An 11851-nucleotide genomic window follows, 5' to 3' on the forward strand; every position below is an offset into this window, starting at 1 on the left:
GGAAGAGGCTAGGGTGTGGGGCTGCCCCAATACCAACGATCAGTCTTGCTTCCCGGCAAACTTGTCCGTCGCCCGGATCAGCTGATCGAGAATCCCCGGCTCCGAATAGGCATGGCCCGCGCCCTCGATCAGGTGGAATTCCGCCTTCGGCCAGGCCTTGTGCAGCAGCCAGGCATATTTGGCCGGGCAGGGCATGTCGTAGCGGCCATGCACGATGACGCCGGGAATATCCCTGAGCCTGCCCGCATCGCGGATCAGCTGTCCCTCGTCCATCCAGCCGGCATGGACGAAGAAATGGTTCTCGATGCGCGCAAATGCATAGGCGAATTCCGGCTCTTCGAACTTGAAGCTCGTCGAAGGTTCTGGCAGCAGCGTGATCGTTTCGCCTTCCCAGATGCTCCAGGCCTGCGCCGCCGCGAGGCGGACGTTCCTGTCCTCATGCGTCAGACGGCGATGATAGGCATGCATCATCTCATGCCGCTCTTCCGGCGGAATGGGCGCGATGAAGCGCTTCCACTTGTCAGGGAACATCTCCGAGACGCCGAATTGATAATACCAGTCGAGTTCGGCCTTGGTCAGCGTATAGATGCCGCGCAGGATGAGCTCGGAGACATGCTCTGGATGCGTCTCGGCATAGGCGAGCGCCAGCGTCGAGCCCCAGGAGCCGCCGAACACCTGCCAGGTGTCGACGCCTGCCATCTCGCGCAGCCGCTCGATATCGGCAACGAGGTGCCAGGTCGTGTTGGCATGGAGTTCCGCATGCGGCGTCGACCTGCCGCAACCGCGCTGGTCGAACAGCATGACGTCGTAGAGAGCAGGATCGAAGAGCCGGCGATGGGCAGGCGAGATGCCGCCGCCCGGGCCGCCATGCAGGAAGACGGCGGGCTTGGCGCCAGGCGTACCCGAGCGCTCCCAATAGATCACATGGCCGTCGCCGACATCGAGATGGCCGGAAGCATAGGGTTCGATTTCGGGATAGAGCGTGCGCAGTATCTCGGTCATATCTTCACGCCTTTCGCGGGCCAGACTTCTGTGTCGTGATCGGGATGCTGGAAGGAGATGATCGCCTCCTGTCGTGAGTAGAAATCCTGATCCTTCAGCACCGGCGCCTCGAAGATTTCCTCGACCCAGGGCAGGCGGGCCTCATAATTCACCTGGATCAGCGGTGCGAGGTCGCTGCGGTCGTCGAAGGTGCCGATCGCAAGCTCCAGCCCGCCTGGATGACGATAGGTCATCGGCGTGCCGCAATTGCTGCAGAACCCGCGTTCGATATTGACCGAGGACTGGAAGTAGCTCGGCTCGCCGCGCGTCCATTCCATCCCTTCCTCAGGCGTGGTGACGAGCGCGGAGAAGAAACCGCCGAACTGCTTCTGGCACATGCGGCAATGGCAGATCGAGGGACGTCCTAGTTTGCCCGAGATGCGGAAGCGCAAGGCGCCGCACTGGCATCCGCCTGTCTTTATCGTGTCCGTCATGAGCTTTCTCCGAGGGGCCAGCTTTTCGTGTCGTGGTCGGGGTGCTGATGGTTGCTTGCCGCGATCGCGTTCTCGCGGTCGGGCGTTTCAGGCTCTGGTTCCAGCGGCAGGCCATCCAGCGCGTGAAACCAGGACATCTTCTGGCTGGTGTTCGATTGCATCACCGGCTTGACCGCATCGGGATCATCAAGCGAGCCGAGCGTGAGGTTGATGAAATCAGTCTCCGGAATGTCGTAGAACAGCGGCGTGCCGCAATCGCCGCAGAAGCCGCGCCGCACCAGATCCGAGGACTGAAACCATTTCGGCGTGCCGCGTGTGAAGGTAAAATCGCTGCGCATCACCCCGGCAAGCGGCATGAAATAGTTGCCGGCTGCCTTCTGGCACATACGGCAATGGCAAAGATGGGGATAGCCGAGTTCGCCTTTGGCGCGGTAGCGCAACGCTCCGCACTGACACCCGCCGCTTCTGTCTGATTCCGCCGTCATCCGAGCTCCTTCGGTGGCCATGTCTGCGTCTCATGATCGGGATGCTGGCAGGAGACGAGCTCGAGCAGGAAGGGGGCGGCTTGTGCATCCTCCTCCGTCCGGTGGCCCGGCAATTCGTGCAGATGATCGACGAAACCGATCTTGTCCTCGATGCCGAATTGGATCACCGGCGGAAACGCCGAAGGGTCGTCAAACGCGCCGGCGGCAATCGCCATTCCATCCGGCGCCTCGTAGGTCAGTGGCGTGCCGCAATCGCCGCAGAAGCCACGCTCGACGAAATTGGAAGAGCGGAATCTTTTCCGCTCTCCGCGTGTCCATTCGAAATCGGCGCCGCGCACCGAGACCAGCGGCGCATAATAGGCACCGAACGCCTTCTGACACATGCGGCAATGACAGATCGACGAATCCTTGATGTCGCCGCTGACGCGGAAACGGATCGCTCCGCATTGGCATCCGCCGGTATAGGTCGTCATCTCTTGACCTCCCACGTCGTCACGCGCTCGCCGGTCACCGGATCCTTGCCGTCCTTCAACTGGATACCCTTGGCCGTCAGCTCGTCGCGGATCTTGTCGGCCTCAGTGAAGTTTTTCGCCTTCAGCATTTCGAGACGCATTGCGATCAGCGCATCGATTGCCGATGCGACGGCTTCGTCGATCTCCATCTTCTTCGGCAGCAGGCCCAGAAGGTCGGCCGTTGCGGCAAAAGTGGCGCCCACGGCAGGATCCGTGTGGGCAGCTTGCGCCAACGCATGCAATGCCTGCACCGCCGCCACCGTATTGAGGTCGTCCGAAAGCGCGTTCAGCACGCTTTCATCGGGCGCCGCATCGCCGGCATCTGTTGCCGGCCATTTGGCGAGCAGACGTTCGGCCTCTTCCAGTCGCTTGATCGAGAAATCGATCGGCTCGCGGTAATGCGTCATCAGCATGGCAAGGCGCAACACCTCGCCCGGCCATTTGCGGCCGCCGAAGGTTTCCGTGTGCAGCAACTCGTGGATTGTGACGAAATTGCCTTCGGATTTCGACATCTTGCGGCCTTCGACCTGCAGGAAGCCGTTATGCATCCAGACATTCGCCATCACCTCGGTACCGTGGGCGCAGCGCGACTGGGCGATCTCGTTTTCATGATGCGGGAAGATCAGGTCCAGCCCGCCGCCGTGAATGTCGAAGACATCGCCGAGATAACGCTTGCTCATCGCAGAGCATTCGATGTGCCATCCGGGCCGGCCGCGGCCCCAAGGGCTGTCCCAGCCGGGCTCGTTGTGGCTCGACAGCTTCCAGAGCACGAAATCGCCAGGATTCTTCTTGTGTGCGTCGACGGCGATGCGGGCGCCGGCCTGCTGTTCGTCGAGCGGGCGCTTCGAAAGCTGACCGTAATCCGCCATGGATTTGGTGTCGAACAGCACTTCGCCCGATGCGACATAGGCATGACCGTTGCCGATCAGCTTCTCGATGATCTCGGTCATCTCAACGATATTGTCGGTGGCGCGCGGCTCGAAGTCCGGCTCCAGGCAGCCGAGGTCGGCGACATCGGCGTGAAATTGGGTCTCGGTCTTTTCCGTTACCGCGCGGATCGCGTCGTTGAGCGGCAGGCCCGGATGGTCCCGAAGCGCCCGCGCATTGATCTTGTCGTCGACGTCGGTGATGTTGCGGGCATAAGTGACGTGGTCTTCGCCATAGACATGGCGCAGCAGCCGGAACAGCACGTCGAAGACGATGACCGGCCGGGCATTGCCGATATGAGCGAAGTCATAGACGGTCGGGCCGCAGACATACATGCGGACATTGTTGGGATCGATCGGCGAAAAGACCGATTTTTCCCGTGTCAGCGTGTTGTACAGCTTCAGTTCCGGCGTCGCGTCCATTTTACTCTCCCAAATGCACGATCAGAAAAATATCGCGACCGGCGGACCGGGGCGTTTCGCATCTTGACTATTTGGGAGACGAAAACGGCCGGGCCAGCGCTCGCGCTAGCGAATAATTTTCCGGCAGATAATGCAGATAACCGTTTTCATGGCGGGTTTTATGGCCCGGTTCGCGCTTCCGGTCAAGGGGGCGAAGAGCGATCCAGCGGCAACAGGATCCATCCATCCGATGAATCGATCGCAGCCGCGACATCTGGTGAAACCAGTTGGCGCGCCCTTGAAATTCGCCCGCCATTCTCGCGGCGCAAATCTCGCATAGCCGGTTGAGAAGCTGTTGTTAATAGGGAGGAAGGGATGCGGAGACCGGCTCGATCGACGATCGGAGCGACCGCAATGCTGGTGGTCGCATTCGCTGCATATTTCGCATACGATTTCGGAATGCTTCGCTTCAACAATCCTTCCTTAAGCAGCTATCCGATCCAAGGCATCGATGTCAGCCATCACCAAGGTGATATCGATTGGAAGGTGGTTGCCTCGCAGGCGAATGTCCGCTTCGCCTTCATGAAGGCGACCGAAGGTGGAGATCATCGGGATTCCAAATTCGCCGACAACTGGCAGCGCGCCGGAGATGCTGGATTGGTCAGGGGCGCTTATCATTTCTTCACCTTCTGCCGACCGGGCAAGGATCAGGCGCAGAACGTCCTGGCGACCGTGCCGAAGGAACAGGGAACTCTGCCCATCGCCATCGATCTGGAGTTTGTCGGCAATTGTAACAAAATCCCGACGCTCGAGGAAATGGCTGCCGAGGTGAACGCATTCTTCACCGAGCTGAAGGGCACTTTTCCGGAGAAGCCTATTTTCTACGTCACGCAGGAGTTCTTCGATCAATATCTGAAAGGCAATGAATCGCGCTTTCCCGACCACTATCTGTGGCTGCGTAGTGTATTCAGGGAACCGAGGCAGGAAGAGTGCAGTCGTTGGTCAATCTGGCAATTTGCCGATAACGGCACCTTGGACGGCATCCAGGGACCGGTTGACCTCAATGCGCTTTGCCCGTCGGAAGCGGGCCTGGCGCATCTGTTCCCGGCAGTTGCAGCGAACTGAGACGTCGACAGCGCCACGCGTCTTTTCGAGAGCCGCAAAGGACGCTGTGGCACTTTGAATTGCTGCATAATTTTATCCTTAAATCGATTCCGATTTAAGGAATTATGCAGGAGCTTATTCCGGCAACCGGTAATCGACGAGCTTGTTCTCCCGCACGATGAACAGCTTACCCGTCTCGGTCACTCCAGGCCCGAGCAACGGCAGGATCGCCTTTGCGACCTCGGAGGGATGCGGCAGCGTCTGCGGATCTTCGCCGGGCACCGCCTGCGCCCGCATCGCCGTGCGGGTCGCCCCCGGATCGACGCTGGTGACCCGCAGCGGTGTGCTTTGACTTTCTCCGGCCCATGTGCGTGCCAGCGCCTCGACCGCAGCCTTGGACGCGGAATAGGCGCCCCAGAAGGGGCGGCACTTGTGGGCCGCACCCGACGAGATGATCACCGCGCGGCCGGCATCCGAGAGGGCAAGCAGTGGGTCGACCGAACGGATCAGTCGCCATGTCGCGGTGACGTTGATGGTCATCACCTTCTCGAACACCTTCGCCTCGATATGGCCGATCGGCGAAATGACGCCGAGCACGCCGGCATTGGCGACGAGGATGTCGAGCTTGCCCCAGCGCTCGAAGATCGAGCCGCCGAGCGCGTCGATCGCGTTCATGTCGGCAAGGTCGAAGGGCACGAGCGTCGCCGTGCCGCCGATGGCCTTGATCGCATCGTCGAGGTCCTCGAGCCCGCCGACCGTGCGGGCGCAGGCAATCACATGGGCGCCGGCTTTGGCAAGCTCCAGCGCCGTGAAATAGCCGATGCCGCGCGACGCACCGGTGACGAGTGCGATCTTGCCCTCAAGATTGATATTCATGATGTGGTGTTCCCTCACGAGGGGAGAGGGGTGCGATGAACCCCTCGGGATGGATAATGGGAAAGCCGAGCCGCATCAGCCGTTGCTGGCGAGCATGGAAATCTTGTTGCCCATGGACTCGCCGTTCTTGTCGAGCAGACGCGTCGGATAGTCGCCGGTAAAATAGTGGTCGGTGAATTGCGGCCGGACCGGATTGCGATCCTCGCCGCCAACGGCGCGATAGAGGCCGTCGATCGACAGGAAGGCGAGCGAATCCGCACCGATATATTTGGCCATGGCTTCGACATTGGCATACTGATTTGCCAGCAGCTTGTCTGCGTCAGGCGTGTCGATGCCGTAGAAATCCGGGAAGAAGATCATCGGGCTTGCGACGCGGACATGGACTTCGCGCGCGCCGGCTTCACGGATCATCTGGACGATCTTGAGAGACGTCGTACCACGCACGATGGAATCATCGACCAGCACCACGCGCTTGCCTTCGATCATCGCCCGGTTGGCGGAATGCTTCAGCTTCACGCCGAAGGCGCGAATCTGCTGCGTCGGCTCGATGAAGGTGCGCCCGACATAATGGTTGCGGATGATGCCGTATTCGAAGGGAATGCCGCTCTGCTGGGCATAGCCGAGCGCCGCAGGCGTGCCGCCATCCGGCACCGGCACGATCACGTCGGCATCGATGGGCGATTCCTTGGCGAGGTTCATGCCCATGCTCTTGCGCGTCGTATAGACGTTGCGGCCGCCGACGACCGAGTCCGGACGGGCGAAATAGACATATTCGAACAGGCAGAGGCGCTCCGGCTGCGGCTTGCTGGGCTTGCGCGCATCGATGCTGATCGAGCCGTCAGGCTGGATTTCGCAGATCACGACCTCGCCGTTCTCAACGTCGCGGATGAACTTGGCGCCGATGATGTCGAGCGCGCAGGTTTCCGAGCAGAAGATCGGCTTGCCGTCGAGTTCGCCCATGACCAGCGGGCGGATGCCGGTCGGGTCGCGCGCGGCAATCAGCTTCGTGCGCGTCATGGCGAGCATCGAATAGCCGCCTTCCATCTGGCGAATGGCATCAATGAAGCGGTCGGATGTGGAAGCGTGGCGGGAACGGGCGATGAGGTGGAGGACGACTTCGGTATCGGACGTCGACTGACAGATGGCGCCGGTCGCGATGATCTGGCGGCGCAGCGTCAGGCCGTTGGTGAAATTGCCGTTATGGGCAATGGCGATACCGCCTTCTTCCAGTTCGGCAAAGAGCGGCTGCACGTTGCGCATGGCCACTTCGCCCGTTGTCGAGTAGCGGGTATGACCGACAGTAATGCTGCCGGGCAGGCGGGCGAGCGTCATCGGATTGGTATAGTGGTCACCGACGAGGCCCATGTGGCGCTCTTGATAAAAGCGCTTGCCGTCGAAGGAGACGATGCCGGCCGCTTCCTGTCCGCGGTGCTGCAAGGCATGCAGGCCGAGCGCCGTGAGCGCGGCGGCATCGGGATGTCCCAAAATTCCGAAAACCCCGCATTCTTCATGCAGCGTATCTCCGTCGAGCGGATCGTCGGTCGGGAAGGAATGGGACTGGTTCATTTCTGCGGGCCTCTGCTCTCACAAGAATGGATCGGCATTTCCAGAAATAGCTGAGCCCGGCGGAGCTGGAATGCCCGGCCGGACCCTCATTTCACGTCCCGCTCAAATGGCGATTGCCGGAAGGCGGGTCAAGCTCTTGAACACTGTGTCAATTCGCCGGCTGCTGCGCGCCGTCTGCAGGCGCGGTCGGTGCGTCTTCCGCCGGAGCCTGGTCGCCCGTCGGTGGAGTGGTACCTTCGGCGCCCTGTGCCGGCGGCTGCAGCTTATCACGGATGCTTTCCGGTATCATCTGGGCAAATTGCTCAGGCAGAACCGATTTCAGCTTCACGACCATCGAATCCAGGAAGGGCTTCGACTTCGCTTCGTTGACCCAGGCCGGACGGTGGTCGGCATCGACGAGCCAGTTCCAGAAGGCGACGGCGACCACCAAGAGCAGCACGCCGCGCGCCGCCCCGAACAGGAAGCCGAGCGTGCGGTCGAGCGCGCCGACGCGGCTGTCGATGATGAAATCGGCGATCTTCATCGTAATGAAGGAGATGACGATGAGCGCGATCAGGAAGACGACCGCTGCCGAACCGACGATCGCGATACGGTCGTCATCGGTGTATTTTTTCGCATAGGGCAGCAGGTACGGGTAGAGGTAATAGGCAGCGGCGGCCGAACCGCCCCAGCTCGCGATCGAGAGGATCTCGCGCGAAAAGCCGCGGACCATCGCCAGCACGGCGGAGAAGAGCACGACGCCGATGACAATACCGTCGAAAATCGTAATGGGCATGTAAATTCAACTCCAGGACTGCCGCTTGGCGGCCGTGTCGTGCCTTATCGTGTGCCTCCTATATCATCACCATTCCCGGCAATGAAAGGATCAAACGTCGTCTTCCACACGCAGCGCTCCCTTCGATCCGGCGATGCGCGCGACCAGATCCGGCAGGCTTCCGACTTCGCTCCAGCGCCCGCTGGAGCCCTTCGGCAGTTCGGCGGAGGCGGATGGAAGCAGTGCTGCGGAAAAACCCAGCTTCTCGGCTTCCTTGAGGCGCTGGGCGGTGTGCGCAACCGGCCGGATGGCGCCCGACAGGCTGACTTCGCCGAAATAGACGCAATCGGCAGGAAGGGCAATACCGGCAAGCGAGGAAACGAGCGCCGAGGCGACGGCGAGATCCGCCGCCGGTTCGGAGATGCGGTAACCGCCGGCGACGTTGAGATAGACGTCGTGCTGGCCGAGCCGGACGCCGCAATGGGCCTCAAGCACTGCGAGGATCATCGACAGCCGGGCAGAATCCCAGCCGACCACGGCGCGCCGCGGCGTGCCGAGTGAGGTCGGCGCCACCAGTGCCTGCACCTCGACGAGAATGGGACGCGTGCCCTCCATGCCGGCGAAGACGGCAGCACCCGGCGATTTCTCGTTGCGCTCGCCGAGGAAGAGTTCCGAGGGGTTGGCGACTTCGCGTAAGCCTTTGTCCGACATTTCGAAGACGCCGATCTCGTCGGTCGGGCCGAAGCGGTTCTTGACCGTGCGCAGGATGCGGTAGTGATGGCCGCGATCGCCTTCGAAATAGAGCACGGCATCGACCATGTGCTCGACGACGCGCGGCCCAGCGATCTGCCCGTCCTTGGTCACATGCCCGACGAGCACCATGGCGGCACCTGTCTGCTTGGCGAAACGGATCATTGCCTGGACGCCGGTGCGCACCTGCGTCACCGTTCCCGGCGCCGATTCGGCAAGTTCGCTCCACAGCGTCTGGATGGAATCGATGATGACGAGGTCCGGCCGCTTGCCTTCGGCGAGCGTCGCCAGAATATCCTCGACATTGGTTTCGGCCGCCAGCATTACGTCGGTATCGGCCGCCGCAAGGCGTTGCGCCCGCAGCCGGACCTGCGCCACGGCTTCTTCGCCGGAGACGTAGATGATCTTGTGGCCGCGCCGCGCAAGGGCGGCGGCTGCCTGCATCAGCAGCGTCGATTTGCCGATGCCGGGATCGCCGCCAATCAGCACCGCCGAACCGCGCACGAAACCGCCGCCGAGCGCCCGGTCGAGCTCCGACATGGCGGTATGGATACGCGGCGCCTCTTCGATCTCGCCGGAGAGTGCCGTCAGCGCCACTGGTCGGCCCTTCTTCGGCGTCTTGCCGGGACCGGAGCCGATCCCGCCCATCGGGTCTTCCTCGACGATGGTGTTCCACTCGCCGCAATTCTCGCATTTGCCGGCCCAGCGGTTATGAACCGTGCCGCAACTCTGGCAGATGAATTGTGTTCTGGCCTTCGCCATCAAATACTCTTTCAGTCAGGGTTCGCGAGTGAAGCGACGCGCCGCTTCATCGAATCATCGTCGTGCTTGAGATAATGGCTATCGCAACGGATCAAAACTAATGATTTCCCCATCAGCGCACCCATGCCTATCCTTTGCCTCTGGCGCATCGGCCCGAAAATCGGAATCGATTTTCGGGCCGATGCGAGGATTGAAAATGTTACAGCGTCCTTTGCGCGTCTGAAAAGACGCGCGGCGCTGTAATCCTGGAATGGTGAAGATGTTCGATTATTCGTTTGCGCACTGGCTTGCATTTCTGTCGGCTGCGGTTCTGCTCAATCTCTCGCCCGGTCCCGACATCGCTTTCATCCTCGGTCATACGATGAGAAGCGGAAAACGTGCCGGTTTTTTCGCGCTGTTCGGCGTCTGGTCCGGCGCCTGCCTGCATGTCCTGATGGCAGCACTCGGTCTCTCGGCCATACTTGCCGCTTCCGCCGTCGCCTTCTCGACAGTCAAATGGATCGGCGCCGCCTATCTGGTCTGGCTCGGCATTCAGGCTTTGCGCTCCGGTGGCGGCGACGGCCCGATAAAGGCTGCCGGTGAAAGTTTGCCGGTTGCAAGAATCTACCGGCAGGGAATCCTGGTGTCGCTGCTCAATCCGAAAGTGGCGATATTCTTCCTGGCCTTCCTGCCGCAATTCGTCGTCGAAGGGGCAGGGCCGGCATGGGCGCAACTCATGCTGCATGGCGGGCTCATCATCGTCGTGGCGGCCTTCATCGAGCCGCCGCTCGTCCTTCTCGGCGGGCGCCTTGCTCACGCAATCAGGCATAATCAAAAAATCGGACTCTGGCTCGATCGCGGCCTCGGTGCGCTTTTCCTGGCGCTCGGTGTCCGTCTCGCCCTCAGCAGCCGCTAGAGCATGATGCCGAAAAGTGTGAGCGGTTTTCGAACGACATCATGCTCCAACTAATAATTTAGAACAGGATTCAGATTTTAGGCCGACCCGGCCCAAAATCATCCTGTTCTAGAACGGTCGTTATTCCTCGGCGACGTAGCGCCGCTCGTGGCGGAGCCCCATGCTGGTCAGGATCTCGTATCCGATCGTGCCGGATAACCTGGCCACGTCGTCCACCGGCATGTTCTTTCCAAACAGCTCGACATAATCCCCGGCGCGCACGGCATTGTCAGGCAGGTCGGTGATATCGAAGATCGTCAGGTCCATGGTGATCCGGCCGGCAACCGGAACCTTGTGTCCGGCGATGAAGCCTTGCCCGCCTTGCGGCACCACCTGGCGCAGCGGCACGCCGCCGCTCGACTGGCTGCGCATGTAGCCGTCGGCATAACCGGCCGAGGCGATCGCCAGCCGGCTTTCGCGGCCAAGCTGCAGCGCCCGCCCATAGCTGACGGTCTCGCCGGCCTCGACGCTGCGCACCTGGATGATGCGCGCTTCCGCCGTCGCCACCGGCCGCATCGGGTTCGACATGCCGCTGACCGCTTCGCCGCCATAGAGCGCGATGCCGGGGCGGGTCAGGTCGAAGTGATAATCCTCACCGAGAAAAATACCGGCCGAGGCCGCAAGACTTGAATCGATGCCTTCATAAGCGGCGCTAACTCTGTGGAATGATTCGAGCTGCTGCCGGTTCATCGCATGGCTTGGATCGTCGGCGCAGGCGAGGTGGCTCATGACAAGCACGGGCGCGAAGCTCGCAGGCCGTGAGACGTCGTCGGCGAGCGCGATCGCATCGTCGATATGCAGTCCGAGCCGATTGAAGCCGGTATCGACATGCAGCGCGCAGGGGTAGTCGCCGTAATCGGCAAGCACCGCCATCCAGAAGGCGAGCTGTTCGTCGGAGGAAATCACCGGCACCAGATCATTGTCGAAGAAGCGCCGCTCGGTGCCCGGCCAGATGCCGGAAAGCACGAAGATGCGCGCCTCGGGCGCATAGAGGCGAAGCGTCACGCCCTCGTCGACGGTGGCGACGAAGAAGTCGCGCGCGCCCGCCATATAGAGCGCTTCGCCGGCATCCTCGATGCCCATGCCATAGGCATCCGCCTTGACCACCGCCGAGGCGCGCGCCGCACCCGAGCGGCGCGCCATGTCGCGCCAGTTCTCCGTCAGGGCGGTCAGGTCGACGGTCAGCCGCAGGCCGGCCGAGGCAAAATTGTCGTCTTCGGGGGCGTCGAAAAATTCGCTCATGATCCACATCGAAAGAGGCCGGAGAGGGATTCTCCGGCCAGTTTAAAGATCAACTATGTCAAG

General features: G+C 61.5%; 12 protein-coding genes. 2 read left to right on the forward strand and 10 right to left on the reverse strand.

The window, feature by feature from the left end; translation table 11 throughout:
• Positions 1–39: 39 nt before the first annotated feature.
• The 5 genes from pip to cysS are packed head-to-tail and all read right to left on the reverse strand — an operon-like array spanning position 40 to position 3821.
• The gene (gene pip, locus CUJ84_RS06020; protein WP_105005567.1) at positions 40–1002 is read right to left on the reverse strand and encodes a prolyl aminopeptidase; all 963 of its coding nucleotides are present in this window, start codon (positions 1000–1002) and stop codon (positions 40–42) included.
• Complete coding sequence (locus CUJ84_RS06025) at positions 999–1475, reverse strand: GFA family protein (RefSeq protein ID WP_105005568.1); 477 nt, start codon at positions 1473–1475, stop codon at positions 999–1001. The genes pip and CUJ84_RS06025 overlap by 4 nt, the downstream gene beginning before the upstream one ends.
• Complete coding sequence (locus CUJ84_RS06030; RefSeq protein WP_105005569.1) at positions 1472–1960, reverse strand: GFA family protein; 489 nt, start codon at positions 1958–1960, stop codon at positions 1472–1474. Before CUJ84_RS06030 ends, CUJ84_RS06025 begins: the two co-directional genes overlap by 4 nt.
• Complete coding sequence (locus tag CUJ84_RS06035) at positions 1957–2433, reverse strand: GFA family protein (protein WP_105005570.1); 477 nt, start codon at positions 2431–2433, stop codon at positions 1957–1959. Before CUJ84_RS06035 ends, CUJ84_RS06030 begins: the two co-directional genes overlap by 4 nt.
• Positions 2430–3821, reverse strand: coding sequence for a cysteine--tRNA ligase (gene cysS, locus CUJ84_RS06040; protein ID WP_018070572.1), 1392 nt, complete (start codon positions 3819–3821; stop codon positions 2430–2432). Before cysS ends, CUJ84_RS06035 begins: the two co-directional genes overlap by 4 nt.
• 354 nt (positions 3822–4175) lie before the next feature.
• Here cysS and CUJ84_RS06050 point away from each other — a divergent pair, with 354 nt between their 5' ends.
• The gene (locus CUJ84_RS06050; RefSeq protein ID WP_105005572.1) at positions 4176–4925 is read left to right on the forward strand and encodes a glycoside hydrolase family 25 protein; all 750 of its coding nucleotides are present in this window, start codon (positions 4176–4178) and stop codon (positions 4923–4925) included.
• 114 nt (positions 4926–5039) lie between these two features.
• Here CUJ84_RS06050 and CUJ84_RS06055 read toward each other — a convergent pair whose 3' ends face one another.
• The 4 genes from CUJ84_RS06055 to radA all read right to left on the reverse strand — a co-directional run bounded on the left by CUJ84_RS06055 (position 5040) and on the right by radA (position 9612).
• Entirely contained in the window at positions 5040–5780 is a 741-nt protein-coding gene (locus tag CUJ84_RS06055) for an SDR family NAD(P)-dependent oxidoreductase (protein ID WP_105005573.1), read from the reverse strand.
• 75 nt (positions 5781–5855) lie between these two features.
• Complete coding sequence (gene purF / locus CUJ84_RS06060) at positions 5856–7346, reverse strand: amidophosphoribosyltransferase (RefSeq protein WP_105005574.1); 1491 nt, start codon at positions 7344–7346, stop codon at positions 5856–5858.
• 148 nt (positions 7347–7494) lie between these two features.
• Complete coding sequence (locus CUJ84_RS06065) at positions 7495–8121, reverse strand: CvpA family protein (protein ID WP_029872969.1); 627 nt, start codon at positions 8119–8121, stop codon at positions 7495–7497.
• A gap of 90 nt (positions 8122–8211) precedes the next feature.
• A complete protein-coding gene (gene radA, locus CUJ84_RS06070; protein WP_003558169.1) occupies positions 8212–9612 on the reverse strand; it encodes a DNA repair protein RadA in 1401 nt (466 codons plus the stop codon).
• A gap of 259 nt (positions 9613–9871) precedes the next feature.
• On the opposite strand from radA, the gene CUJ84_RS06075 reads away from it, so the two are divergent.
• Positions 9872–10507 carry a LysE family translocator gene (locus CUJ84_RS06075; RefSeq protein ID WP_105008098.1) on the forward strand — a complete coding sequence of 212 codons (636 nt, stop codon included), beginning with the start codon at positions 9872–9874 and terminating at the stop codon, positions 10505–10507.
• Between the two features lie 120 nt (positions 10508–10627).
• On the opposite strand, the gene alr is transcribed toward CUJ84_RS06075, so the two are convergent.
• Positions 10628–11797 (reverse strand): alanine racemase, encoded by a 1170-nt coding sequence (gene alr, locus CUJ84_RS06085; protein WP_197729258.1) that lies wholly within the window; start codon positions 11795–11797, stop codon positions 10628–10630.
• Positions 11798–11851: the final 54 nt, after the last annotated feature.

This window comes from Rhizobium leguminosarum, from assembly GCF_002953715.1.
GTDB classification, from domain to species: Bacteria; Pseudomonadota; Alphaproteobacteria; order Rhizobiales; family Rhizobiaceae; genus Rhizobium; species Rhizobium leguminosarum_V.